At 67.1% G+C, this 24645-nt stretch carries 21 protein-coding genes; 7 read left to right on the top strand and 14 right to left on the bottom strand.

Annotated features, from left to right (window positions below; translation table 11 throughout):
• Positions 1 to 32: 32 nt before the first annotated feature.
• The gene (gene cckA / locus MNI96_RS20550; RefSeq protein ID WP_249696210.1) at positions 33 to 2576 is read left to right on the top strand and encodes a cell cycle histidine kinase CckA; all 2544 of its coding nucleotides are present in this window, start codon (positions 33 to 35) and stop codon (positions 2574 to 2576) included.
• 72 nt (positions 2577 to 2648) lie between these two features.
• Here cckA and MNI96_RS20545 read toward each other — a convergent pair whose 3' ends face one another.
• From MNI96_RS20545 to MNI96_RS20500, 10 genes are all read right to left on the bottom strand, one after another.
• Positions 2649 to 3215, bottom strand: a complete 567-nt coding sequence (locus tag MNI96_RS20545) for a hypothetical protein (protein WP_249696208.1) — start codon at positions 3213 to 3215, stop codon at positions 2649 to 2651.
• A complete protein-coding gene (locus MNI96_RS20540) occupies positions 3199 to 3852 on the bottom strand; it encodes a lysophospholipid acyltransferase family protein (RefSeq protein WP_249696207.1) in 654 nt (217 codons plus the stop codon). The genes MNI96_RS20545 and MNI96_RS20540 overlap by 17 nt, the downstream gene beginning before the upstream one ends.
• A 7-nt stretch (positions 3853 to 3859) precedes the next feature.
• Positions 3860 to 4804 carry a phosphatidate cytidylyltransferase gene (locus MNI96_RS20535; protein ID WP_249696206.1) on the bottom strand — a complete coding sequence of 315 codons (945 nt, stop codon included), beginning with the start codon at positions 4802 to 4804 and terminating at the stop codon, positions 3860 to 3862.
• A complete protein-coding gene (locus tag MNI96_RS20530) occupies positions 4801 to 5418 on the bottom strand; it encodes a CDP-alcohol phosphatidyltransferase family protein (RefSeq protein WP_249696204.1) in 618 nt (205 codons plus the stop codon). The genes MNI96_RS20535 and MNI96_RS20530 overlap by 4 nt, the downstream gene beginning before the upstream one ends.
• A 128-nt stretch (positions 5419 to 5546) precedes the next feature.
• Entirely contained in the window at positions 5547 to 6038 is a 492-nt protein-coding gene (locus MNI96_RS20525; RefSeq protein ID WP_249696203.1) for a hypothetical protein, read from the bottom strand.
• Positions 6039 to 6226: 188 nt separating this feature from the next.
• On the bottom strand, positions 6227 to 7666 hold the full coding sequence (locus MNI96_RS20520) for a coiled-coil domain-containing protein (RefSeq protein ID WP_249696202.1): 1440 nt from the start codon (positions 7664 to 7666) through the stop codon (positions 6227 to 6229).
• A 94-nt stretch (positions 7667 to 7760) separates the two neighbouring features.
• The gene (locus tag MNI96_RS20515; protein WP_249696200.1) at positions 7761 to 8699 is read right to left on the bottom strand and encodes a DUF6384 family protein; all 939 of its coding nucleotides are present in this window, start codon (positions 8697 to 8699) and stop codon (positions 7761 to 7763) included.
• Positions 8700 to 8787: 88 nt separating this feature from the next.
• A complete protein-coding gene (locus MNI96_RS20510) occupies positions 8788 to 9969 on the bottom strand; it encodes a cell surface protein (protein ID WP_249696199.1) in 1182 nt (393 codons plus the stop codon).
• Positions 9970 to 10125: 156 nt separating this feature from the next.
• Positions 10126 to 11100, bottom strand: a complete 975-nt coding sequence (locus tag MNI96_RS20505; protein ID WP_249696198.1) for a pseudouridine-5'-phosphate glycosidase — start codon at positions 11098 to 11100, stop codon at positions 10126 to 10128.
• A gap of 131 nt (positions 11101 to 11231) precedes the next feature.
• Complete coding sequence (locus MNI96_RS20500) at positions 11232 to 12167, bottom strand: PfkB family carbohydrate kinase (protein ID WP_249696197.1); 936 nt, start codon at positions 12165 to 12167, stop codon at positions 11232 to 11234.
• 137 nt (positions 12168 to 12304) lie between these two features.
• Between MNI96_RS20500 and MNI96_RS20495 the strand changes: the two genes are divergently transcribed.
• The 5 genes from MNI96_RS20495 (at position 12305) to MNI96_RS20475 (ending at position 19650) form a co-directional block, all read left to right on the top strand.
• Positions 12305 to 13021 (top strand): imm11 family protein, encoded by a 717-nt coding sequence (locus MNI96_RS20495; protein ID WP_249696195.1) that lies wholly within the window; start codon positions 12305 to 12307, stop codon positions 13019 to 13021.
• 137 nt (positions 13022 to 13158) lie between these two features.
• Entirely contained in the window at positions 13159 to 13713 is a 555-nt protein-coding gene (locus MNI96_RS20490) for a histidine phosphatase family protein (RefSeq protein ID WP_249696194.1), read from the top strand.
• Between the two features lie 281 nt (positions 13714 to 13994).
• Complete coding sequence (gene recA / locus MNI96_RS20485) at positions 13995 to 15074, top strand: recombinase RecA (RefSeq protein WP_249696193.1); 1080 nt, start codon at positions 13995 to 13997, stop codon at positions 15072 to 15074.
• Between the two features lie 402 nt (positions 15075 to 15476).
• Complete coding sequence (alaS, locus tag MNI96_RS20480; protein WP_249696191.1) at positions 15477 to 18155, top strand: alanine--tRNA ligase; 2679 nt, start codon at positions 15477 to 15479, stop codon at positions 18153 to 18155.
• 109 nt (positions 18156 to 18264) lie between these two features.
• Positions 18265 to 19650 (top strand): cyclic nucleotide-gated ion channel, encoded by a 1386-nt coding sequence (locus MNI96_RS20475; protein ID WP_249696189.1) that lies wholly within the window; start codon positions 18265 to 18267, stop codon positions 19648 to 19650.
• Between the two features lie 28 nt (positions 19651 to 19678).
• Here the strand turns inward: MNI96_RS20475 and MNI96_RS20470 are convergent, their stop codons facing one another.
• The 4 genes from MNI96_RS20470 to MNI96_RS20455 form a co-directional block, all read right to left on the bottom strand.
• The gene (locus MNI96_RS20470) at positions 19679 to 20887 is read right to left on the bottom strand and encodes a GNAT family N-acetyltransferase (RefSeq protein ID WP_249696187.1); all 1209 of its coding nucleotides are present in this window, start codon (positions 20885 to 20887) and stop codon (positions 19679 to 19681) included.
• Positions 20888 to 20891: 4 nt separating this feature from the next.
• Positions 20892 to 21761 (bottom strand): cupin-like domain-containing protein, encoded by an 870-nt coding sequence (locus MNI96_RS20465; RefSeq protein ID WP_249696185.1) that lies wholly within the window; start codon positions 21759 to 21761, stop codon positions 20892 to 20894.
• A 143-nt stretch (positions 21762 to 21904) separates the two neighbouring features.
• Positions 21905 to 22351, bottom strand: coding sequence for a hypothetical protein (locus MNI96_RS20460; RefSeq protein ID WP_249696183.1), 447 nt, complete (start codon positions 22349 to 22351; stop codon positions 21905 to 21907).
• A gap of 157 nt (positions 22352 to 22508) precedes the next feature.
• Entirely contained in the window at positions 22509 to 23723 is a 1215-nt protein-coding gene (locus MNI96_RS20455; RefSeq protein WP_249696182.1) for an NADP-dependent isocitrate dehydrogenase, read from the bottom strand.
• A 283-nt stretch (positions 23724 to 24006) separates the two neighbouring features.
• On the opposite strand from MNI96_RS20455, the gene MNI96_RS20450 reads away from it, so the two are divergent.
• Positions 24007 to 24555 carry a putative pterin-binding protein gene (locus MNI96_RS20450; protein ID WP_249696180.1) on the top strand — a complete coding sequence of 183 codons (549 nt, stop codon included), beginning with the start codon at positions 24007 to 24009 and terminating at the stop codon, positions 24553 to 24555.
• Positions 24556 to 24645 lie beyond the last annotated feature (90 nt).

The raw sequence follows: 24645 nt of genomic DNA, 5'->3' as shown, positions 1-24645 counted from the left end.
GGCTGGCGCGATTGGCGCCGCGGGGTATGTGAATGAGCAGAAGTGATCGGGGTCCGTCGTCTCCCGCGGTCGAGCGGCAGGAGCGCTCAGGCAGCATCCTGTTGCTGATCCTGCTTGCGGTCGGCCTTGTCGGTGCCGCGGCAGCCCTGTCGCTGATGGAGCGCGGCCAGGCGGAGCCTTTCGTGCTGGCGCTGCTGGGCGTGCTTGCCGTCATCGGCGTGTTTTCGCTGTTCGCCGGGGCCATCGGCCTGCTGCGCTTTTCCTCGCGCGCGCCGGCAAGTCCCGTACCGGCCGCTTTTCTCAACACGCTTGAAGACGGCGTCCTCGTTGTCGAGCGCGATGGGCGCATCGTCTATGCGAACGATGCCTATGCGCGGCTGATCGGCGCCGAGGGGCCGACCGAGATGCGCGGCGTCGAGCGTGTCTTCTCCAGCGATCCGGCCGCGACCGACGCGATCTTCCACCTGACGCGGGCGGCCGAGGCCGAGCGCGCGGCGGAGGAGGAAATCCGCCTGCCGCATCCGCTCGGGCGCAACGATGGCGAGCCGTGCTGGTACCGGGTGCGCGTGCGGCCGCTGCCGCTGGCCACGGGTCGGGGCGGCGAGCGCGGTTGCACCGTGTGGCAGCTGTCGGACATCAGCGGCGATCGCACCGAGCAGGAGACGTCGTTCCAGGAGCTCCAGCGGGTCATCAATTTCCTTGACCATGCCCCCGCAGGCTTCTTCTCCTGCGATGCCGCGGGCCGCGTCGTCTATCTCAACGCGACGCTGGCCGACTGGCTCGGCTACGACCTCGTCAGCTTCGAGGCTGGTTCGCTCGGCGTCAGCGAATTCATGCGCGGCGACGGGGCGGAGCTTCTGCTCTCGGTCCAGGGCAAGGCGGGCGAGGTCAAGACCGAGACCTTCGATCTCGACCTGACCACCCGCGGCGGACGGTCGGTGCCGGTGCGCATCCTGCACCGGGTGCCGTTCGGCGCCGGCGGACTGCCGGGCGAGAGCCGCACGCTGGTGCTCAACCGCTCGCGCGGCGAGGATGCGGCCGAGGCGCTGCGCTCCTCCGAGGTGCGCTTCGCGCGCTTCTTCAACAACACGCCGATTGCCATCGCCTCGATCGACCACGACGGCGGTATCAGCAAGACCAACGCGCCGTTCGTGCGTCTGTTCGGCACCTCCGACACCACGCAGGGCGCGCCGAAGCTCGTCGATCACGTCACCGCTCCCTCGCGCCCGGCGCTGATGGAGGCGCTTGCCGCCGCCGCCGAGGGGCGCAGCGAAATCCCGCCGGTCGATGTGCGCCTCGACGAGCGCGAGGACGGACGCTCCGCCACCGTCTACGTCTCGGCGGTTCGCGACGGAGAGGACGATTCGGATGCGGCCATCGTCTATGTGCTGGAGACGACCGCGCAGCGCGTGCTGGAGGCGCAGTTCGCGCAAGGCCAGAAGATGCAGGCGATCGGTCAGCTGGCCGGTGGCGTGGCGCACGACTTCAACAACGTGCTGACCGCGATCATCGGCTTCTCCGACCTGCTGCTGGCCAGCCACCGGCCGAGCGATCCGTCCTTCCAGGACATCATGAACATCAAGCAGAACGCCAACCGTGCGGCCGGCCTGGTCCGCCAGCTGCTCGCCTTCTCGCGGCGCCAGACGCTGCGGCCGAAGGAGCTGGCGCTCAACGACGTGCTGGCGGACCTGTCGATCCTGCTGGACCGCCTGCTGGGCGAGAAGGTGGAGCTCAGCGTCGTGCACGGCCGCGACCTTTGGCCGGTGATGGCGGACCTCAATCAGCTCGAGCAGGTCATCGTCAATCTTGCCGTCAACGCACGCGACGCCATGCCCGAGGGTGGTCACCTGACCATCCGCACGCTCAACGTGCCGGAGGATCAGTCGCAGTCCTACGAGGGCACGCGCGGCATGCCGGTCGCCGAATACGTGCTGACCGAGGTCACCGATACGGGCACCGGCATGACGCCGGAGGTGATGGAGAAGATCTTCGAGCCGTTCTTCTCCACCAAGGAGGTCGGCAAGGGCACGGGTCTGGGGCTGTCGACGGTCTACGGCATCGTGAAGCAGACCGGCGGCTTCATCTTCTGCACCAGCGAGATCGGCAAGGGCACGACTTTCCGCATCTTCCTGCCGCGCCATGTGCGCAACGAGGCGGAGCAGGTGGAGGTGAAGCCGGTCGAGGCGCCGCAGCTGACCGATCTGACTGGCTCGGCAACCATCTTGCTGGTCGAGGACGAGGAGGCGGTGCGTGCCTTCGCGGCACGGGCGCTGACCTCGCGCGGCTATACCGTGCACGAGGCGTCCAGCGGCGCCGAGGCGCTGGAGATCATGGAAGAGACCGATGGCGAGGTGGATCTCGTGGTCTCCGACGTGGTCATGCCGGAGATGGACGGGCCGACGCTCTTGCGCGAATTGCGCAAGACCCAGCCGGATCTGAAGATCATCTTTGTCTCCGGCTATGCGGAAGACGCCTTCGAGAAAAACCTGCCGGAGAACGAGAAGTTCTCGTTCCTGCCCAAGCCCTTCACGCTGAAGCAGCTGGCAACGATGGTGAAGGACGTGCTGGCGAGTTGAGCCGCTGTGGCGGGGCGGGGCTTTCGGCTCCGCTCCGCGCCACTCTCGCCGCCCCGCGCCTCACCATCCCCCTCACCATCCCATGGCGGTGAAATAGGCGAGATAGAAGAGCAGCCACGCGCCGGCGAGCAGCCAACGGCGCATGCGCAGCGCAAGCCCGGCGAGCAGCCTTGCGAAGACGAGCCAGCTCGCAAGGGCAACGAGCGCAAACCGCAGCAGTCGGGCCGGCACGCTTGCCAGGAGGAACGCCCAGAGGAGCACTCCGGCGGTCGCCGCGTCCACGGCGAAGATCTTGTAGGGCGCGCCGCTCAAGGAGCCGGCGACCATGCCCGCGAGCAGGCCGTTCTCGATCAGCTCCGCCACCCGCGCGACCAGTTCGGGGGAGATGCCCGGCACGTTCAGGAGCAGCGCCTGCGCGGCCTGCGGATCGGCGTTTGCGAAAGCGTGGAGCAGCGCGCCGCCGACCAGCGCTCCGGCCACCGAGGCAAGGGCGGCAAGGAGCGCGCGCTTCAGCGAGACCTGCGCGATGAAGCTCAGCAGCACGTCCGGCACGATGAAGAAGACGGTCGCCTCGGCAAGGCCCCAAAGGCCGGCACCCAGCGCGACCAGCCTATTCCACCAGCTATTCCCAAGACGCAAAGGTCTTCTCCGCGGAGAGAGCAGCGAAGCGCGCCGTGAGCGTCTCCATGAAGGCGGTGCGGTCGCCCGGCCAGCGGATCGGTTCGCCGACGAAGATGTCGCAGAAGAACGGCACCAGCAGGAACGACCCCTTCGGCAGCGCCTTGCCGAGCCCATGGGTGAAGACCGGCACGACGGGTGCGTCCGGGTTCTTCTCGGCGAGATGGGCGATGCCCTTCTTCAACGCGGTCATCTTTTCCGGTTCGCCGCGGCTGCCTTCGGGAAACAGGATCAGGATCTCGCCCTTGGCCAGAGCGGCGTGGCACTCGGCCAGCGGATCGGCGCCGGGGGTGCCGTCCTTCCGCTCGCCCGGTTTGCGGACGATCGGAATGATGCGCAGGATGTTGAGCGAGAACCACGCCATCGCCCTGTTGGCGAGGAAGTAGTCGGCGGCGGCGACCGGACGCAGCAGGTGCAGCTTCGACAGCGGCATCAGGCACATCAGCACCAGCGTATCGAGATGGCTGTTGTGGTTGGCGACGACCACCGCCGGCCCGTGTTCCGGCAGCCATTCGCGCCGACGCACGTTCAGTCCCAGCACGAACAGCACGACGACGCGCGCTGCCAGGAAGAACAGGATCTGCAGCACGCGCGTCATGGTGTCCTCACGCGTGGAAGTAGCGCACGAAGTGGAAGAACAGCGGCGCGGTAAAGGTCAGGCTGTCGATCCGGTCCATGATGCCGCCGTGGCCGGGGATCAGCGAGCCGGTGTCCTTGACGCCGAGATCGCGCTTCACGGCCGAGACGGTCACGTCGCCGATAAAGCCGGCGGCCGCGATCATCAGCCCTGCCGCTGCCGCCTGCTGCCAGTCGAAGGGCGTGACCAGCGGCGCGGCGAGAACGGCCACCACCGTCGTCGTCAGCAATCCGCCGAGGAAGCCTTCCCAGGTCTTCTTCGGGCTGACGACGGGCACGATGGGGCGGCGGCCGAACAGACGGCCCCAGGTGTACTGGGCGACGTCGTTGAACTGGGTCAGGAACACCAGATAGAGCAGCAGGCCGGCGCCCGCCTGCGGATCCGTGTTGCCGGCCACCGGCAGCACCAGCAGGAAGGCCGCATGGCTCAGCGAGAAGACGCAGAGCATGAGACCCCAGTTGAGCGTGCCGATCGCCTTCAGGAAGCCTTCCGTCTGCTGCGACAGCAGCATGGAGAAGGGCAGGAACAGGAACATGTAGACCGGGATGAAGACGGCGAACATGCCGTACCAGCCGTCGGCGACCCAGTAATACTGGACCGGAATCGACAGGTAGGCCCAGAACAGCACCCGTCGGTCGGCCCGGCGGGTCGGGATCATCGACAGGTATTCCTTGAAGGCGAGGAAGCTCACCAGCGCGAACAACACGATGGAGAGCGTCCGGCTCAGCAGGAAGGCGGCGGTGAAGAGGGCGATCATGCCCCACCAGCTCACCGTGCGGCTGACCAGTTCGGAGTGGTCGCGCTGGGGCTGGAGACGCTTCAGTGCGAAGACGAGGATGCTGGCAAGGACCAGGATGCCCCAGATGCCGGCGATGGCGAGGTGGAGCGGCGTCAGGTCGTCGAACAGGCTCACGGACGGCCCTCCCGGACCTCGGCCAGCGCCTTTCGGGCGCGGTTGAAGATGGTGAGGGCGGCGGGAAGCAGCGCCACTGCCAGCACCCAGTTGGCGAAGACGGGGCCGGCGAGGCCGATGCCGAGCAACAGGCCGAGCGTACCGAACAGGACGGCGCGGTCGCTCTTGCCGAGGGGGCCGTCATAGCGCCGCGAGGCGCCGATCTGGACGCCGACGACGCCTGTCATCTCACCGATCACGGCGAGCAGGCACAGGCCGACGACGGCCACGGGCGAGACGCCGGGCACAAGCGCGAAGGGCAGGTAGAGCGCAAGGTCGGAAACGACGTCGCCGAGCTCGTTGAGCACGGCGCCGAGTGCCGACTGCTGATGGTGCTCGCGGGCCAGCATGCCGTCAATGGCGTTGAGCGCCATGCGCAAGAACAGCACCAGGGGCAGGAGCGCGAGCGGCAGGCCGGCGGCCGGCCACAGGGCAATCGCGAGCCCGGCGAGCACGGACAGGGCGAGGGCCGCCAGCGTTACCTGGTTGGCGGTGATGCCGGCGCGCGCCAGGGCGCGCACGATCGGGCGCAGCAGGTCCTGGAAGCGGGATTTCAGATCGTAGACGGTGGCCATGGCGCTGCTGGTTGCGAGCGGGAGGGAAAGTTCGATTCAACCCGGCCGCGAGACAAGCGCGTTTTCGCCTCGCATGCAACGGCAGGGAAGCGACAAGGTCGCTCCCCTCAGGTTTGCCCGCTCTGCCGTCAGATGCAGCGGGCGCCGGATTCCGCCTTCGACTTCAGGCCGACAAGGCTGTCGCGCGGGTTGTATTGCGGCTGGGTCAGAGTGAAGACCTGCTCCAGCGCGGTGCCGGCATTGTTGATGACGGCGACGTCCTGCACCACCAGCGTATCGCAGCCGGTGCCCTGGAAGCGGACGCGGATGCGGAACTTGCGCGGGCCGTTGTCGGAGGGGCCGAACTCGCTGTCGAGGGCCGGGTTCTCTCCCGTCACCGTCCGCTCCAGAATCACCATGTTGGGCTGGTTCTGGGTGATCGGCGTGCCGCGCTCTGTCGCGTTGGCGACGATGGTCTGGCGAACCGTCTCGGTATTTGCCCGGACGGTGATCGACTGCGCGCCGGTCGGCACGGTCAGCACTGCCTGCTGCGGTTCGACCGGGGCGGGTCCGCGCCGGCCGGACTGGCAGGCGGTAAGCGCCGTGGCGGCAACGAGGACGAGGGTCAGGCGGAGCAGCATTGCGGCATTCCCCAAGAAGTAAGGGCCCGGATACGGGCAGGATATCCGGGCGGCACCTGGAAGGCGGTGTCGGCGGACCTTTTGCGCAAGCGCAAGCTTGCGACAGCGAAGTTAACAAAGACTGCGGACGCAGGCATCCCGGCGAATGTGCCAAGGCACGTGCCGGTTGGAGATCCGGGTGCGAACGATCAGAACGTGTCGCCGGTCTTGAAGCCGCCACCGCCGAAGGAATCCCCGCTTCCGAAGCCGCCGCCGCCGAAGCCGCCGCGTCCACCTCCCGGGCCGTCCCCACCCATGGAGCCGGGCAGGCCGATGCCGCCGGGAAAGCCGACGCTGCCGCCGTGGCGCTTGCGCCGCTTGCGCGACTTCTCGGCCTTGGCCCAGTAGTCGGCCCCAGACAGGGCGCCCTTGGCCAACTCGCCGAGCAGAACGCCGGTCAGGCTGTCGTTGTCGAAGGTGGAGTCCCAGGTGTCATAGCGCTTCTGACGGAACTGGCGCGTCACCTTGGCCAGTTCGTCGCGCCGGCGGGCAAGATCGCGCAACGTGCGCTGGTCCTTTTCCGTCGCGCTGTTCAGGATCTCGATGCGGGCGTCGAGATCCTGCAGACGGCGGACGATCCGCTCGTCGTCGGGCGAGGGGGTGGCGAGCGCCTCCTGCCATAAGGTGGTCAGCTCCTCGGAGCGCAGCGAGCGCAGCAAGGCCTCCTCGGCAGTGCGGAACTCGGAATCCTCGCCGGAGAGATAGGGCTGCTCGCGCTTGCCCAGTTCCTCCAGCTCGACTTCCAGTTTCTCCAGCGTTGCCGTCGTGTCCTCGATCTCGCGTTCGGCGGTTTCGATGACTGCGGCAAGGTCCTCGCCGGCGACGTCCGCTGCGGCCTGGCGCGACAGGGCGCCGAGCTTGGCCAGTTCCGCCTCCGCCTCCGCCTCTCGGTCGCTGGCATAGGCTTCGAGCCGATGCGGGATCTCCACCAGCATGGCGTAGTTGGGGCGTGCATCGTCGTAGCGGATGAGCCGCGCCACCCAGCGGTCGAGCATGCGGATAAGGCCGGTCGAACGATAGGCCGAGGTGCCGAACCCGCGCTTCCACAGATAGGCGAAGAGCGCGTCGTCCTCGTAGGCCTTGCTCTTGGCTGCCCGGTCGTCCTGCGCCTGCCGTGCCTTGGACCGCGCGGCCTCGGCCGTGCGCTGCGCGGCTTCCGCCGCCTCGCGCTGGGCGGTGTAGGCCGGATCGCCGGCAAGCTTCTCGTCGACGGCCTCGAGAATGGCGTCGAGCCGGTCGCTCGCCGCATCGCGCTCGCGCGTCAGGCGGCGGCGCTGCTCGGTGAGGGCGGCGACGTCGCTCGTCAGGGCATCATGCTGGGCGCGCAAGGCCGATAGCGCCAGTTCCCGTTGTTCCAGCTGGCGACGGGCCTCGGCCTCGTCCTTGTCGATGCGCTGGCCGAAGGCCTTGTCGCCGCCTTCGCGCAGGCGAAAGCGGGCAAGCTCCCGGAAGGCTTCCAACTCGGCGCCGCGCAGATCGTTGATCTCGCGCATGGCGTCGTCGACGCGCCGCCGCAGGAGGTCTTCCTCCTGCCGGACCTCACCGAGCGCCCTTTCGATCGAGCCGAGGGTCTGACGTCCGCTCACCATGCCCGCGTGCCCCTTGCCGTCCTGTGCGTGCCTGCCGGCCTCCCGCCGGTCCCTCCCTCAAGTGTCGTTCGGCGCGATGCCGCCTGGGCAAGAGCTACCATTGCGTGATCGCTCCCGTCTCCACCCGGGCCTGCCACTCGGGCTGCAGCTTGCCGCGCGCCTTGCTGCCGAGCACCGGATTGCTGACGATGCCGTCCTCCTCCTTATCGCGGCGCACCGCGTCGAAGGTCGATTGCGGCACCCGCTGGCCCCAGATGGCGACCGTCTTTCGGGCGCCGTCCTCTTCGGAGGTGACTTCCTGCGGCACAATCTTTCCGTCCGGCGCCACCGCCTCGACAAGAAGGTAGTAGTTGCGCGCCGAGGTGTTGGCCTGGGGGATGCGGGTGACGCCGGTCGGCGTGCCCGGACGGGACACGATGCGGATGTCGTAGACCTGCAGCAGGCGGGCCTCCAGCGCCTTGAGGTCGGCCAGTGCCTTGCGGGCGGCGGCCGCATCGTTCGCGGCAAGGGCAGCCTGGCCGCCGGTGGCCAGCGTCGCCGCCCGCTCGCGGGCGGCGGTTTCATCGCTCACCTCGCCGATCCGGCGCACGGTCGCGGCAATCTCCGTCGGCAGGGTCTGCGTCAGCTCGATCCGCAGCGCCTCGGCGGCCCGCTCGCGCGGGGCGGTCACCAGGAAGTGCCAGGCCAGCGCTGCGGCAACGGCCAGCAGCAGCAGGATCGCGATCGCCTTCGCCCAGCGCAGGCGCGTAACGTAGATCAGCGCCAGCGTGCGCTGGAAGCCGGCCGCTGGCGGGCTGTAGACGAAGCGGTTCTGCTTCAGGTTTTCGACGCCTTCGCGCAGAATGCGGTCGGAAACCTCGATGCCTTGGCTCGTATAGATCTCGCGCAGACGCTGGATCATCGCAGCGTCGCGCTCGTCCGAGCCGAGTTCCTTCAGTGCGATGCGTTCGTCGTGGCGCAGCGTGTCGACCACGTCCATCGCCATCATCAGCTCATCGAGCGGCGCCCTGGTCGAGGCGGTGTCGGAGGCCATGCACTCGTTCCCCTGCAGCCGTTTGCGGCAGGACCGGCCCCGGATGTCCGCGGCCGGCCGTGATGGATGCGGTTCCCTTGCGGGCGGCTCAGGCGCCGATCATGTTGCCCTGTGCGGCGAGCTTTGCAAGACGGCGCTTGCCGTCCTCCACCGCGTCGCGGATCTCCTCGGAGTTCCTCGTCGACATGACGCGCATCTCGTTGATGATCTCGCGCGAGTTGACCTGGAAGTTGATGACCGAGTCGACCAGCTTCTTGACGGCCGCCGCCTGGATGGTCGGTCCGTAGCCGGCCTTCAGCGCCGCTTCCTGCACCGCATCGCCGATCTCCGCCAGGGTCTCCAGCGACTTCGACACGCCGTCCTTCATGGCGTTGAGCGCCTCGGTCGATTCGTGCAGACCGTGCAGGCCGGTGAAGGAGGCATTCAGCGCGGTCAGCACGGAATCGTTGGTGGAGAAGAAGGTCACCGACTGCGCATAGACCCGCTCCTTGGCGTTGGTCGTCTGCATCAGACGTGCCATGATCACTTCCGACGTGTTGTAGCCGATGGTCAGGTTGTCGGAGAGGTCCTTGGCGATCTGGTAGCGCTTCTCCTCGTCCTGCATCGCGCGCATCTTCTCGTCGCGGGCGAACTCCAGGCGAGCTTTGGCCGCAGCGTCGCCGCCGTCATGTGCCTCGACCTCCTTGTTGGAGGCCTCCAGCGCGGCCTTGGCCTCTTCCAGACGGGCCGTCGCGGTGTTCAGCACCTCCAGCGCCAGGACCTCGGCCTGCTTCAGCGCGCCGCGGAAATCGCGATAGGCCTCCAGGATGCGCTGCTCGCGCTCGATCTGGTCCTTGGTGTCGCGGGCGACGTCGAGATAGGTCTCCCGGATCTTGCCGAAGCGGTCGGAGATCGTGCCGCGGGTCATGTCGCGCCACTTGTTGGACATGTTCTCCATGAAGGAGATCTTGCCGTCGGCCAGTTGGTCGACCATGCCCTTGGCGTCGTCGCGGATCGAGTTGAAGGCCTCGGTGATCGCCTCGTAACGCTCGCCGATCGACATGGCCTGGATCTCGTTGCGCACCACCTCGTTGAAGGTCTGCGACTGGCCGAGCGTGCGGGTGATCACCGCGATCTTGTCCGGAGACAGGTCGGAGATCTTCTCCAGCAGCGCGTTGATCGGCGCCTCGGCGGTGCCGTCGGGCATCAGGCCCATGTCGCGCAGGGCGGCCACGGCCTTGTCGAGATACTGCATCGGAGAAAGTCCGGTCTGAGCTGCTGCTTCCGCCATCTTAGCCTCTGTCTTCCTGTCTCGCCCGCGTTGCCGCCCGAGGGGCGGGCTGGGCAGGGCCGTATTGGACTCCGGCGACCGGCGCGGGTGGGACCATCGTTCGGCGCCCCCCCATGGCTGCCGGTCGCAGCGAGTTAAGCATATAAAATGCGGCAGTTACACGTCAGAGGAGAAACGGCCGGCTGCGGTCCTGCCCTGCCGCGCGGCCAGCGCAACCGCGATTGCCGCCGCCAGCCGCGCATTGCTGCGGACCAGCGCGATGTTGGTGACGAGGCTGCGCCCCTTGGTGAGCTCGTAGATCATCGACAGGATGAAGGGCGTCACCGTCTTGCCGCCGACGCCACGCCGTGCCGCTTCCGCCAGCGCCTGCTCGATGGCCGAGGCGATCTGAGAGGGGAGAATTTCGTCCGCCTCCGGCACCGGGTTGGCGACCAGAACGCCGCCATGTTCGCCGAACCGGGCGCGCAGCTCCAGCAGCCCGGCGATCTCGTCCGCCGTGTCCATGCGGTAGGGCGCGGCAAGGCCGCTGTCGCGCGACCAGAAGGCCGGGAAGGCGTCCTGCCCGTGGGCGATCACCGGCACGCCGCGCGTTTCCAGCACTTCCAGCGTTTTGGGCAGGTCGAGCAGCGCCTTGGCGCCGGCCGCCACCACGCAGACCGGCGTTCGCGCCAGTTCGTCGAGATCGGCGGAAATGTCGAAGCTCGTCTCCGCGCCGCGATGCACGCCGCCGATGCCGCCGGTGGCGAAGACCGCGATGCCGGCGGCATGGGCGGCCATCATCGTCGCCGCGACGGTGGTGGAGCCGGGACGGCCGCTCGCCAGCGCAATGGCGAGATCGGCGCGCGAGCATTTCATCACGCCCTCGGCCTTGGCCAGCCGCTCCAGCGTGCCGTCGGACAGTCCGACATGCAGCTTGCCGTCGAGGGCCGCGATCGTCGCCGGGACGGCGCCGCCGGCGCGGATGTCCGCCTCGACCAGCCGGGCGGTCTCGACATTCTTCGGCCAGGGCATGCCGTGGGTGATGATGGTCGATTCCAGCGCCACCACGGGGCGCCCCACGGCCAGTGCCGCGGCGACCTCCTCGCCCAGCTGCAGAACCGGAGCCAGCCCGTTCATATCCTTGTCCAGCATGTCGAATTCGCTCCGTCCTGCCGTCCCCTGCCGGGTGCGGACCGCCTTATAGGGCCGGCGCCCCGTCGCTGTCGAGGCGCCCGGCCACCCCGTTTGCGCATGGCCGGGTGGCGGCTGCCGCGCATCCTTTTTTATCTCGTCGGCGCGATTGCTGCCCACGTCAATGTGTCCGCCACCGCGCCGGGACTTTCCAGCGTCAGCGCTGCGGCGCGCATGCCGGCCGCGACCGCCCGTGCAAGCGGAAACCCGTGCTCCAGGCCCGCCAGCGTTCCGGCGATCAGCGCATCGCCCGCCCCGGTCACGTCCACGATCCGCGGCGGGGGGGCTGCTGCGCCATCGCATGTCGTCAGCGAGATCTCGTCGATGCCCGAGCGGGTCGCCAGAAGCACGGGGGCTGCGCCCCGGGTCACCACCACGGCCCGCACGCCGGCCTCCACCAGCGCATTTGCCGCCTCCGCGCCGCCGTCGTCCGGCTCTTGCTGCCTCTCGTCCTGCCGGAGCAGGGCGGCGGCCTCCGCACGGTTGCAGAACAGCAGATCGAGACGCGGCAGAATCGGGCCGAGCCTTGCGGCCTTGGCCCGCGAGACCGCGTCGGCCGCCAGCCTCCGCTCTCCCGCTGTCTCCGCCAATTCCGCCAGAAGCGGCTGCGGCAGGTTGGCATCGAGAAACCAGCAGCCGGCTTCCTCCTGCGCCTTGGTCAGCGGCAGCAGGGCGCCCGGTTCCAGCGTCTCGGTGATGCGGGCATCGACGACGGCCGCCGCCAGCGTTCCGTCGGGATCGTGCAGGGCGAGATAGCGCCCGCTCGGCAGGTCGCTGCGGCGGATGGCTGCGGTGTCCACGCCTTCCGCCATCAGCTGCACCAGCAGCCCGTCGGCCTCCGCCTCGCGTCCCAGCCGGCCGGCCAGCGCGATGCGGCAGTCGAGCCGCGCCAGCGCGCGCGCCACATTGGTCGCGACGCCGCCCGGCCGTACGGCAAGTGCTGCCGGCGTGGAGGTTTCGCGCAGGATCCGGCGGTCCGCATGGGCGATCGTGTCGAGGTGGATAGCGCCGAAGGCGGCAATCGGCATGCGGGCGGGTCTCCGGCCTTTGTTCTTGCAGCCGCTTATACCGGCTCGCGCAATGCGAGGGGAGGGGCTTCACCGGCTTGCAACCAATGGTGCATAGGTTCTTGCTCAAGCACCGAAACGAAAAGCGCGGGGAACCGATGGCGTGGCTGCTCAATCTTGTCTACCAAGCGTGGTCCACACCTGGTTTCGTATTTGATGACAAGGAGTATCCTGATAAGACTGCCAGAGCCTTCGGGTTAAGTCAGTATTATTGGGTCGACCCCACCAAGATTCCGGTTTCTGGTCATCAGACGACGACCAAGCGTGTGCCGGATGTTTTTCCCATGTGTGGTTGCAACGCGGTCAGCCAGCGCTTCAAGGATCTGGTCGAGGAATTCGAACCCGGCGTGCATCAGTTCATGCCACTGAAATTGCGATTTAAGAGCGGCGAGCCGTTGCCGCAGATGTATTACGTTTTCAACTGCGCAGTCGCATTCGATGCGGTTCTGATTGAGCCTTCGGGCATTCATTGGCAGGTATATGAAGAAATAGACCGCCCTTATGTCAGGTTGCCCACGTCTAAATCAGTCACGCTAAGTGCGCCACGGATAGGTAGTCACCATCTTTGGATAGGTCTCTATCTTCGCCCGAACGGTTACGGAGTGTTTTGTAGTGACGCGTTTCAGAAACAGCTGAAGAAGCGAAAGATTCGTTTCCTTGAGCAGGTTCATTGTCCGGAATTGGATATCCCTTGGCGCGCGGAAGATAACATCCAACCTGCGCTCGACTGGGAAGCCAAGCATGGTGAACCATTAGGTGCTCGCCTCAAACTACGCGCGGAGATCTTGAAACTTCGTGGGAAGCCGTCGCTCTGAAGGGCGCGCGTCGTCTACTGGGCGACATTGATTTTTGGAGTCAGCAAGGGTAGCCGGGGCTCCTCTCCGGTGCCTTTCGAGCGCCATGCCTCAACCGATGGCGGACCGATCCCTTGCAGCACCCGCGACTTGTCTTCATGCGTCATGGCGAAACCGAGTGGAACCTGGCCGGCCGCGCCCAGGGGCATCTCGACTCTCCGCTGACGCAGACGGGCCGGCAGCAGGCGCAAAGGCTCGGCGAGATCCTGGCGCGGGAGCTCGGCTCGCCAGATGGCTTCGACCAGATGGCGAGCCCCATCGGCCGGGTGCAGGAGACGGTCGCCAATATCCGGCAGCATTTCGACCTTCGGCCGGTCGCAACGGACCTGCTCAAGGAGATCGACCTGGGGCAGCTCAGCGGCCTCACCAAGCCCGAGATGATCGAGCGGTTTCCCGCGCATATGGCCGGCAAGCCGGACTACGACTGGTATTTCGGCGCGCCGGGCGGGGAGACCCTCGCCGACCTACGCGAGCGGGCGAGCCGTTGGCTCGGCACGCTCGCGCGCCCGACCATTGCCGTGGCACACGGCCAGATCGGCAAGGTCATCCGCGGCATCTGCCTCGGGCTCGATGATGCGCAGATCCTGCGTCTGAAGGAGCCGCAGGGTGTCGTCCACGTCGTCGAAAACGGCGCGGAAGAGATCTGGACGTAAACCGCCGCGTTGCACCACGGCCGTCTCTGCGCGCGTCTTGCGGTTCCTCCCCTGCTGCTGCTCCTTCTCGTCGCCCCGTGCGGCGCTGCCGGCGCTTGTGACCGATTCTCGCGCGCCCGACGCGGCGGGGGAAGAAGTTCTATTCATGAACAATGGTGGAACATAGTCCGGATAGTCAAGCCTGATCAAAGGCTTGGCGCTTCTTGCGCAATGAGAACAAAAATGGTACAAAAGCGCAGTTTGAATCGCCGGGCGCGGCGTGAAATAAGGATGGCAGCCTCATGGCACAGAATTCACTCCGCTTGGTCGAAGGCATTCAGATGGACAAGAACAAGGCGCTCGACGCCGCCCTTTCACAGATCGAACGCGCCTTCGGCAAGGGCTCCATCATGAAGATGGGCCAGGGCCAGGTGGTCGAGGTCCAGACCGTGTCGACCGGCTCGCTCGGTCTCGACATCGCGCTGGGCATCGGCGGCCTGCCGCGCGGTCGTATCGTCGAGATCTACGGACCGGAATCGTCGGGCAAGACGACGCTGGCCCTGCACACCGTTGCCGAAGCCCAGAAGAAGGGCGGCATCTGCGCCTTCATCGATGCGGAGCACGCGCTCGATCCGATCTATGCCCGCAAGCTCGGCGTCAACATCGACGACCTGCTGATCTCCCAGCCGGATGCCGGCGAGCAGGCGCTGGAGATCGCCGACACGCTGGTGCGCTCCGGCGCCATCGACGTTCTGGTGGTCGACTCGGTCGCCGCGCTCACGCCCAAGGCCGAGCTCGACGGCGAGATGGGCGACAGCCTGCCGGGCATGCAGGCGCGGCTGATGAGCCAGGCGTTGCGCAAGCTGACGGCCTCGATCTCGCGCTCCAAGTGCATGGTCATCTTCATCAACCAGATTCGCATGAAGATCGGCGTGATGTTCGGCTCGCCCGAGACGACGACCGGCGGCAACGCCCTGAAGTTCTATGCCTCGGTACGCCTCGACATCCGCCGCATCGGCGCGATCAAGGACCGCGACGAAGTGGTCGGCAACCAGACCCGCGTCAAGGTGGTGAAGAACAAGCTCGCGCCTCCGTTCCGTCAGGTCGAGTTCGACATCATCTACGGCGAGGGCGTTTCGAAGATGGGCGAGCTCATCGATCTCGGCGTCAAGGGCGGCATCGTCGAGAAGTCGGGCGCCTGGTTCTCCTACAACAGCCAGCGGCTCGGCCAGGGCCGCGAGAACGCCAAGCAGTTCCTGCGCGACAATCCGGAGGCGGCCGAGGAGATCGAACTGGCGATCCGGCAGAATGCCGGCCTGATCGCGGAGCGGATCACCGATCCCTTCTCGGAAAGCGACGACGACGGATCTTCCGACGAGTGATAACTGCCGCAGCCGCCCCTCGGGGCGGCTGTTTGCTTTTGGGACGCCGGCGCCGTTCGTTCGGGCTGGGGCCGTTATGCCCAAGGGCCGTTCCTAGGCGGGCCGGCGCGTCGGGAGCGTTCCGGCGGTGCCGCTTGCCGACGCCGGGCGGTCGGCAGGTGCGGTTGGCGGATACGATCGGCGCGGCCGCATGAACGCAAAGGCAGGTCCGCGGGAGAGCGGCTTGCGGTCCGCCCGCGGTTGCTGTTGCAAGACGCGGCCGAAGGCGTGGCGCGCGCTGGACTTGCTGCCGGCACAAAGCTAAAAGCGGGCTCAAGAACGAAGACAGGCGCGCTCCCCCTTCCGGACCATTCGAAGACCGCGGGACAGGCGGGCAGGCGCGGCGCAACGGATGGGATCCTGATGAGCGGCGTAAACGAAATCCGGTCTGCCTTTCTCGAGTATTTCGGGCGCAACGGTCACGAGATCGTCGCATCGGGCCCGCTCGTGCCGCGCAACGACCCGACCCTGATGTTCACCAATGCCGGCATGGTGCCGTTCAAGAACGTCTTCACCGGCCTGGAGAAGCGCGACTACCAGCGTGCGACGACCGCACAGAAATGCGTGCGCGCCGGCGGCAAGCACAACGATCTCGACAATGTCGGCTACACCGCCCGCCACCACACTTTCTTCGAGATGCTGGGGAACTTCTCCTTCGGCGACTACTTCAAGGACCGGGCCATCGAACTCGCCTGGAACCTGATCACCAAGGAATTCGCGCTGCCGAAGGACCGGCTGCTGGTGACGGTCTATGCCGAGGACGACGAGGCCTTCTCCTTGTGGAAGAAGATCGCCGGCCTCTCCGAGGACAAGATCATCCGCATCCCGACCTCGGACAATTTCTGGGCGATGGGCGACACGGGTCCCTGCGGTCCGTGCTCGGAGATCTTCTACGATCATGGCGACCACATCTGGGGCGGTCCTCCGGGCTCGCCGGAAGAGGACGGCGACCGGTTCATCGAGATCTGGAACCTCGTCTTCATGCAGTACGAGCAACTGCCGGGCGAGCGCATCGACCTGCCGCGGCCGTCCATCGACACCGGCATGGGGCTGGAGCGTATCGCCGCGGTGCTGCAGGGCGTGCATGACAATTACGACATCGACCTGTTCCGCGCGCTGATCTCCGCTTCGGAGAACGCGGTCGGCGTCGAGGCGGAAGGCGCACAGCGCGCCAGCCACCGGGTGATCGCCGACCATCTGCGTTCGGCCAGCTTCCTGATTGCCGACGGCGTGCTGCCCTCCAACGAGGGCCGCGGCTACGTGCTGCGCCGGATCATGCGCCGCGCCATGCGTCACGCCCATCTGCTGGGCGCCGAGGAGCCGCTGATGTGGCGCCTGGTGCCGACCCTGGTGCGTGAGATGGGCCGGGCCTATCCGGAGCTGACCCGCGCCGAGGCCCTGATCACCGAGACGCTGAAGCTCGAGGAGCGGCGCTTCCGCAAGACGCTGGCGCGAGGTCTCACTCTTTTGGACGAGGCCAGTGCCGGCCTCGGCGAGGGCGCCGAGTTCGACGGCGAGACCGCGTTCAAGCTCTACGACACCTACGGCTTCCCGCTCGATCTGACGCAGGACGCGCTGCGTGCGCGCGGCGTCAGCGTCGACCTAGATGCGTTCAACACTGCGATGGAGCGCCAGCGCGCCGAGGCGCGCGCCGCCTGGTCCGGCTCCGGCGAGGCGGCCACCGACACGGTGTGGTTCACGCTGAAGGAGCGCTGCGGGGCGACCGATTTCCTCGGCTACGACACCGAGACCGCCGAAGGCGTGGTGGCTGCGATGGTGCGCGACGGCGCCGAGGCGATGGAGCTGAAGGAAGGCGAGACCGGCTTCGTCGTGCTCAACCAGACGCCGTTCTACGGCGAGTCCGGCGGCCAGGTCGGCGATACGGGCCGCATGCGCGGCGAGGGCGGCGTAGAGCTGGAAGTCACCGACACCCAGAAGAAGGCCGACGGCCTCTTCGTTCACGAGGTGCGGGTGCTCTCCGGCAAGGTGACCATCGGCCTGCCGCTGGAGCTTTTGGTCGATGCCACGCGCCGCGGCTCGATCCGCGCCAACCACTCGGCCACCCACCTGGTGCACGAAGCCTTGCGCGAGGTGCTCGGCACCCATGTGGCGCAGAAGGGCTCGCTGGTCAGTCCGGAGCGGCTGCGCTTCGACTTCTCCCATCCCAAGCCCATGTCGGCGGAGGAACTGGCCGAGGTCGAGGAGATCGCCAATCAGATCGTGCTCCAGAACGCTCCCGTCGAGACCCGGCTGATGGGCGTCGACGAGGCGATCGAGGAGGGTGCGATGGCGCTCTTCGGCGAGAAATACGGCGACGAGGTTCGCGTGGTCTCGATGGGCCGGGCGCTGCGCGGCGACAAGGCGGGCAAGACCTATTCGCTGGAACTGTGCGGCGGCACTCATGTGTCGCGCACCGGCGACATCGGCCTCGTTACGCTGGTGGCCGAGGGTGCGGTTGCCGCCGGCGTGCGCCGGATCGAAGCGCTGACCGGGGCGGCCGCCCGCCGGTATCTGGCCGGGCAGGACGCGCGGGTGCGCGAGATCGCCTCGGTGCTGAAGTCGGGCCAGGCGGACGTGACCGAGCGTGTTGCGGCGCTGGTGGAGGAAAAGCGCCGGCTGGAGCGAGAGCTTGCCGATACGCGCAAGAAGCTCGCCATGGGCGGCGGCGCGGGCGATGCGGGTGAGGGCCTGCGCGAGATCGGCGGCGTCAAGCTGATGGCGCGTATCGTCGAGGGCCTGAACCCGAAGGATCTCAAGGGCCTGGCCGACGAGGCCAAGGGCCAGATCGGTTCCGGCATCGTCGTGCTGGTGAATGCGTCGGAAGACAACAAGGCGGCGATCGTCGTCGGTGTCACCGGCGACCTGACCGACCGGTTCAATGCGGTCGACCTGGTGAAGGTCGGCTCCGAGGTTCTGGGCGGGCGCGGTGGCGGTGGCCGTCCGGACATGGCGCAGGCCGGCGGCTCCGATGCCTCGCAGGCGGAAGCGGCCGTGACGGCGATCGCGCAAGCGCTGGAGACTGCAGCGCCGGCCAAGGCCTGACGCGATGGCAACGGGTCGCGATCCTCTTTCCGGAGAGGTTGGCGACCCGCCGCGGCCGGCGCCCGGCTGGCCGCATTCGGGCGAGGATTCGCCTGCGCCGGCGGGGCGCGTGGCACGGCTCCGCTGGCGCCTCTATCGCTGGCTGGAGCTCGGCTCGGCCGGCGACCCGCAGGGGCGCTGGTTCGACCGGTTGCTGATTGCTCTGGTGCTGGCGGCGGTCGCGCTGGTGGCATTGGAGACGGTTCCCTCGCTGGCGTCAGAGTGGGACGACACCTTCGCGCTGGCCGAGCTGGTGATCGGCACGACGTTCCTTGCCGAATATCTTGCAAGGCTGTGGGTGGCGAACCTGCATCCGCCCTATCGCAAGGACACACCGCTCATGGCGCGTCTGCGCTATGCGCTGCAGCCGGCTGCCATCGTCGACCTGCTGGCGGTTCTGCCCTTCGTGCTGGGCATCCTTCTGGTTCCCACCGATTTCAAGGTCATGGTGATCCTGCGGCTCGCCAGGTTCTTTAAGCTGGCACGCTACTCGCCGGCGCTGCGCTCGCTCACCAATGCGCTGCTGTCGGAGCGCCACGCCATCGGCGCCAGCCTGATCATCATCTTCGGCGTGGTGATGCTGGCGGCCACCGCCATGTACATGGTCGAGCGCCAGGTGCAGCCGCAGGCCTTCGGCACGATCCCGGATGCGGTCTGGTGGGCGATGACCACGGTGACGACGGTCGGCTATGGCGACGTGGTGCCGGTCACGCCGGCCGGCAAGGTGCTGGGCGGGCTGGTGATGCTGCTCGGCTACGGGCTGCTGGCGCTGCCGGTCGGCATCGTGGCGACCGCGTTTGCCCGGGAGATCCATTCGCGCGACTTCGCGGTGACCTGGGGCATGGTCGCCCGGGTGCCGTTGTTCCAGGATCTGCGGGCGGCCGACATCGCGGAGATCGCCCGGCTGCTGCGCGGCCGGTCGGTCAAGGCCGGCCAAGTGATCAGCCAGCGCGGAGAACCGGCGAGCAGCATGTTCTTCATCGCCTCCGGCCTCGTCGAGATGACGATTGGCCAGGCCCGCGTCCATCTTGAAGAGGGCGGCTTCTTCGGCGAGATGGCGGTGCTCGGCGAGCGACGGCGTTCGGCAACGGTGATGGCGACGTCCGATGCCCAACTGATGGTGCTGGACTCGCAGGATCTGCATGCGCTGCTGATCCGCAAGCCGGACCTCGCCCGCCGCATCCTGGACGAGATGCGCCGCCGCCGGGATCTTCCCCGCGGAGACATCGTGGAGGAGGAGATCGCCGAGGCGGCAGAGGTGGAGCCGGTCGGCGAGCCTGCGGACGAGACGGAGGACGCGCTTGCGAGCGACGGCGAGGGCCTGTCGGACATGAGGCCGGACACCGAGGTTCTGCCGGATCTTTTTTCCGGCCTGCCGGACGCGCAAGACCGGGACCCGGACGGCGACGGCGGGGCGAAGGACGGATCGCCCGGCGCCAGGCCTGACAAGGCGTAGGGAGAGGACCGCGCGGATGCCTCGGGCGTCAGTTGAGCGGCAAGGGCCGGGTTCGTCTCGCGGTGCCGCTCTTCGGGCCGCGTTTGCGGCCCATGGCGGCGGCGAGCAGGGTCTTCGCCCGGCGTGCGGCTTGCGCCAGGGCGGGTCGATCCCGTAGCCACAGACGCAGGCTTATGCGTGCGCGGCAGGCCGCGAGATAGGCCGAACCGCGCAAGGTTGGTGCAACGTCGAGCGCCCTGATGACGCGGTGGCGGCCGCCGAAGCGGTCCTTGTACCCGTAGCTTCCGGCGCCGAAGTCATAGAGCGCAAAGCCGTGGCGCTGCCCCCACTCGATCTCCAGGATCGTGGCGAGGAGCCCGGGGGAATGCTTGCGATAGGGGCCTTCGTCCAGCGAGCACAGCAGCCCCGTGACGACGCCCTGGTGGCACAGGCAGTAGCTGGTCGCCAGCCATGTCTCGCCGACCCTCATGCCCAGCAGGAGGACCCTGCCGTCCTTACATCCGCCCATCGCCAGGCGGCGGTAATGGGCGAAGACTGCCGGGTCCTGGAAAAGGTCCGGGATACCCTGCGCCGACATCCGCTGCTGGCGCTGGCGCGCCATGACGCCAAGAAGCTGGTCGATCTCGCAAGGCGTCCTGGCTTCGACGATCTCGAAATCGGGCAGCTTTTCCAGTTTTGCCCGTTGCTTTGCCATCTTCGGATAGACCGAGTGGTTCCTCTGCGCCCGCTCCAGGCTGTCCGGATCGAGGTCGATGCGCGAGGCACCCTCGCCGGTGTCGATCAGCCGGTCTTCGATCCAGAGCGGATTGGGGATACCGCGGTATTCGCGGATGACCTTGCACAGAAGCAGGGCGTCGTGCGGCGGCAGGGCGGCGATGAAGGCCTGGCGGATGGCGACAAAGCATTGCGGATCGGCACAGGCCTTGGGATCGACCAGCGGGAAGTGGTAGTCGACGACGCCGTAGTCGAGAAATCCGAGGCGCCGTACGCCGAAGCGCGTGTCGGCGAGCAGCGGCACGATCATCAACGGCGCGCCGGTCTGTGCGTCGTCGATCGCGATATAGAGCGGCATGCCGTGCCGCTCCGGCGCCAGCCCGTCCTGCATGGAGCGCACGAAGTCGAGGCTGAGAAAGGCAGTGGAACCGCCGCTCTCCTCCAGCTTTGTCCATCGTTCGACGAGGCCGGGATCGTGGATGCTGTCGAAGCGGCGGGCCAGCGGCCGGGCGACATACGCCATCGGGTCAGGCTCCCTTGGCGGACTGCAGCAGGCGTCTGGCGAGGCCGGACTTGCGGCAGGCATAGGCGAAGGCCGCCTTGCCCCAGAAGCCGGGCCCGTCGATGGCGCGCGAGCGCGGCGTCACGCCGAGGCCATGGCGCAGCACGCCATTGGCATAGTTGACCGCGAAGTGCCGGCGGGTCTTGGGCGTGTGGTATTCGACCGTTGCCGAAACGTTGAGGCTGTCGGCATTGACGACCCTGTGCGGCCAGTTGAGCGGCCAGAACAGGGCGGTGCCCGGCGTCAGGTCGATCACCGTGGCAGCCTCGTCGTAGCTGGGATCGTAGCTGATCTCCTCGGCGGTGACTGCGGTCACCACACGCTCCAGCTCTTCCGGCTTGAGGTAGGGCTCGTGGCCGGGATAGAGCCAGATGCGCTTTTCGCCGCGGATGTGGATGAGGCCCTGGCCCGGCACGTCCGCGTGGTAGTAGACGCGGGCACGGGGGGAGGAGATGAGGATGCCGATCTGGCGGCTGTAGCTGGCCGGGCCGGGAACGGCCGCATCGATCTGGTCCATGATGTCGTCGATCAGCCGCTGGTAGCGGGCATCGCGCCCGCCGACATGGCCGATATTGACCCAGAGCGCGCCGCTGCGCACGGCGCCGAACAGGCCTTGCGGGTCGTTGGCGGAGATGTCGCTGGCGCGCCAGCGGCTCTTGTCCTCGACGCTGGTGTCCATCGTGGCGATCTCGCGCACGGCGTCCGGGTTGTTGGCGACGAGTTCGGCCAGCGCCTCGTCCGAGAACAGCGGGTTGTCGGGCAGGTCGTGCGTAATGCGAACGATCTCCCTGTCCCAGATCTCTGCAATGTTCTCCGGCAATCCGAGTTTGGTCATTGCTCCCTCTCCAGCTCCGACTTTGCGACAGTATCGAGCTCAGAAGTTGAAGATGGGTGCAATCCCGGCAGTTCTTCCTCCGGAAACCTGTCAATTTTCCATAGTGGTAAACGCAAGCTTTCCCGGAGGAGCGATCGGCTTCCTCACGGGAGCAGGCCTCGCGGAATGTTGCGATAGAGCGGGTTGCCGTCCCAGAAGGCATCGGTGGGCCCCACCGCATAATCGACGATGTTCCAGCGGCCGTTCGCGTTGACCAGCAGGGCATAGGTGCGCAGGCCGTCCATGTATTCGGAGTCTTCGCCGTAGATCGTTCGCGCGGGGTCGATCCGCGCGCCGCCGGGATGTTGCGGGTCGAGGATCGCGAAGGCCCAGTCGCCGGCAACCTGCAAGCGCACCACCACGAACTCGACCGGGCCGCCGACGCGCACCTCCACCAGCGGGCGGACCGCATCCATCAGCGCGACGCGCTCGGGCGTGCCGCGGGCCGGCTCGCGAGCGCCTTGCGCTGCGGTGGGAATGGGAAGGGCGAGGGCGAAGAGGGTGAGGGCGGCGACAAGCAGACGGACCACGGAAGGAGAGCGCAGGGTCATCGGGATGGGACTCCTGAACGGAAGACTGCCGACATGTTAGCGGCTTGCGCGCGCCGCGTCGCGCTCCGCAAGATGGTCGGGTGGCCCGAAGCGCAAAAAGGCGCCCGCAAGGGGCGCCTTTCGCAAGGTCGTCGGCAGGCTGCCGTCAGGCAGCTCGTCAGGCGGCCATGGCCTTCTTCAGGTTCTCGTCGATCTTGTCGAGGAAGCCGTTGGTGGTCAGCCACTTCTGGTCCGGGCCGACCAGCAGCGCCAGGTCCTTGGTCATGTGGCCGGACTCGACGGTGTCGATGCAGACCTTTTCCAGGGTCGCGGCGAAGTTCGCCAGTTCCTGGTTGTCGTCGAGCTTGGCCCGGTGGGCAAGGCCGCGGGTCCAGGCGAAGATCGAGGCGATCGGGTTGGTCGAGGTCTCCTCGCCGCGCTGGTGCTGGCGGTAGTGACGGGTGACGGTGCCGTGGGCGGCTTCCGCCTCCACCGTCTGCCCGTCCGGGGTCATCAGCACCGAGGTCATCAGGCCGAGCGAGCCGAAGCCCTGCGCGACGATGTCGGACTGTACGTCGCCGTCGTAGTTCTTGCAGGCCCAGACATAGCCGCCCGACCACTTCAGCGCAGCGGCGACCATGTCGTCGATCAGGCGGTGCTCGTACCAGATCTTCTTGGCTTCGAAGGCCGACTTGAACTCGGCGTCGAACACTTCCTGGAAGATGTCCTTGAAGCGCCCGTCATAGGCCTTGAGGATGGTGTTCTTGGTCGACAGGTAGCAGGGCACGCCGCGCTGCAGGGCGTAGTTCATCGAGGCGCGGGCGAAGTCGCGGATCGAATCGTCGAGGTTGTACATCGCCATGGCCACGCCCGAAGACGGGGCGTCGAACACTTCGTGCTCGATGGTGGTGCCGTCTTCGCCGACGAACTTGACCGTCAGCTTGCCCTTGCCCGGGAACCGGAAGTCGGTGGCGCGGTACTGGTCGCCGAAGGCATGACGACCGACGATGATCGGCTGGGTCCAGCCCGGCACCAGGCGCGGGACGTTCTGCATGATGATCGGCTCGCGGAAGATCACGCCGCCGAGGATGTTGCGGATCGTGCCGTTCGGCGAGCGCCACATCTTCTTGAGGTTGAACTCCTCGACGCGGGCCTCGTCCGGCGTGATCGTGGCGCATTTCACGCCGACGCCGTACTTCTTGATGGCGTTGGCGGCGTCGACGGTGATCTGGTCGTCCGTCTCGTCGCGCTTCTCGATCGAAAGGTCATAGTACTTCAGGTCGATGTCGAGATAGGGGTGGATCAGCTTGTCCTTGATGAACTGCCAGATGATCCTGGTCATCTCGTCGCCGTCGAGTTCGACAACCGGATTGACAACCTTAATCTTCGCCATGTGCAGATGACCTCGCGTCTTGGGTGGCTTGCGCGCCTGATGCGCCCGATACGTCCGGCCCTGCCGGGCGCCTGCCGTTGCAGGTTGGCGCCGCCGGACGCAGGGGCCGCGCGGCCCCTATAGCAAAGGGCCGGCCAAACGGAAAGCCGGCCATTCGTCAATCATGCTCGGTGCGCTTGGAAACCATATCGGCGGATGCAACCCTCGACCGCTTGCGAGAAGTGCCTATTCATCGCATATCTCCTTGTCAAAGATTCGGAGGGTGGCGGTGCAGGTGGATCGGATGCAGGGACCGATGGAAGGCTGGTATGCTGCCGGCCGAAAAGGTCTGTGCCGTGTCGTCGCGGCGCTTGCGTTTCTGATCGGCCTTGCCTTGCTGCCGGCCGGCGGCGTCGCGCGGGCCGAGGACGGGCCGGTGCTGGTGGTGAGCGGGGCGATCGAAGGCGGTGCGCCGGTCAGCTTCACCCGCGCCGAACTCACGGCGCTCGGCATGACGTCGCTCACCACCGAAACGCCGTGGATGGCGGACGAGGTGCTGTTCGAGGGCCCCTTGCTGCGCGACCTGCTGAAGCGGGTGGGCGCTACCGGCGACCGGATCGAGGCGGTGGCGCTCAACAACTACCGGGTGGAGATCCCGCTGTCGGATGCGACCGGCTACGACGTGATTCTGGCCATGCGTGTTGGCGGCAAGGACATGAGCATCCGCGACCGCGGGCCGTTGTGGCTGATCTACCCCTGGTCGGGCCACGAGGAGCTGCGCCAGGAACTCTACTACTCCCGCGCGATCTGGCAGATCCGCGAGATCATAGTAGTGGATTCACGATCCCGATAGTTCTGGTTGAAATCGGCCTTTCCTCGCTTCCTTCCCGGCTGTAAGCTTCATGTCCGGGCCTGCGGTCTTTAGCAGGCGGACGGTTACGGG

The organism is Stappia sp. WLB 29 (genome assembly GCF_023507705.1).
GTDB lineage: Bacteria > Pseudomonadota > Alphaproteobacteria > Rhizobiales > Stappiaceae > Stappia.
This window is presented reverse-complemented; position numbering and strand designations above follow the sequence as displayed.

What these genes read in the sequence shown, in the direction of transcription:
- cckA (WP_249696210.1), top strand. Translation starts at nt 33, where the DNA reads ATGAGCAGAAGTGATCGGGGTCCGTCGTCTCCCGCGGTCGAGCGGCAG.
- MNI96_RS20540 (WP_249696207.1), bottom strand. Translation starts at nt 3,852, where the DNA reads ATGACGCGCGTGCTGCAGATCCTGTTCTTCCTGGCAGCGCGCGTCGTC.
- MNI96_RS20530 (WP_249696204.1), bottom strand. Translation starts at nt 5,418, where the DNA reads ATGGCCACCGTCTACGATCTGAAATCCCGCTTCCAGGACCTGCTGCGC.
- MNI96_RS20525 (WP_249696203.1), bottom strand. Translation starts at nt 6,038, where the DNA reads ATGCTGCTCCGCCTGACCCTCGTCCTCGTTGCCGCCACGGCGCTTACC.
- MNI96_RS20520 (WP_249696202.1), bottom strand. Translation starts at nt 7,666, where the DNA reads ATGGTGAGCGGACGTCAGACCCTCGGCTCGATCGAAAGGGCGCTCGGT.
- MNI96_RS20515 (WP_249696200.1), bottom strand. Translation starts at nt 8,699, where the DNA reads ATGGCCTCCGACACCGCCTCGACCAGGGCGCCGCTCGATGAGCTGATG.
- MNI96_RS20510 (WP_249696199.1), bottom strand. Translation starts at nt 9,969, where the DNA reads ATGGCGGAAGCAGCAGCTCAGACCGGACTTTCTCCGATGCAGTATCTC.
- MNI96_RS20505 (WP_249696198.1), bottom strand. Translation starts at nt 11,100, where the DNA reads ATGCTGGACAAGGATATGAACGGGCTGGCTCCGGTTCTGCAGCTGGGC.
- MNI96_RS20500 (WP_249696197.1), bottom strand. Translation starts at nt 12,167, where the DNA reads ATGCCGATTGCCGCCTTCGGCGCTATCCACCTCGACACGATCGCCCAT.
- MNI96_RS20495 (WP_249696195.1), top strand. Translation starts at nt 12,305, where the DNA reads ATGGCGTGGCTGCTCAATCTTGTCTACCAAGCGTGGTCCACACCTGGT.
- MNI96_RS20490 (WP_249696194.1), top strand. Translation starts at nt 13,159, where the DNA reads ATGCGTCATGGCGAAACCGAGTGGAACCTGGCCGGCCGCGCCCAGGGG.
- recA (WP_249696193.1), top strand. Translation starts at nt 13,995, where the DNA reads ATGGCACAGAATTCACTCCGCTTGGTCGAAGGCATTCAGATGGACAAG.
- alaS (WP_249696191.1), top strand. Translation starts at nt 15,477, where the DNA reads ATGAGCGGCGTAAACGAAATCCGGTCTGCCTTTCTCGAGTATTTCGGG.
- MNI96_RS20470 (WP_249696187.1), bottom strand. Translation starts at nt 20,887, where the DNA reads ATGGCGTATGTCGCCCGGCCGCTGGCCCGCCGCTTCGACAGCATCCAC.
- MNI96_RS20465 (WP_249696185.1), bottom strand. Translation starts at nt 21,761, where the DNA reads ATGACCAAACTCGGATTGCCGGAGAACATTGCAGAGATCTGGGACAGG.
- MNI96_RS20460 (WP_249696183.1), bottom strand. Translation starts at nt 22,351, where the DNA reads ATGACCCTGCGCTCTCCTTCCGTGGTCCGTCTGCTTGTCGCCGCCCTC.
- MNI96_RS20455 (WP_249696182.1), bottom strand. Translation starts at nt 23,723, where the DNA reads ATGGCGAAGATTAAGGTTGTCAATCCGGTTGTCGAACTCGACGGCGAC.
- MNI96_RS20450 (WP_249696180.1), top strand. Translation starts at nt 24,007, where the DNA reads ATGCAGGGACCGATGGAAGGCTGGTATGCTGCCGGCCGAAAAGGTCTG.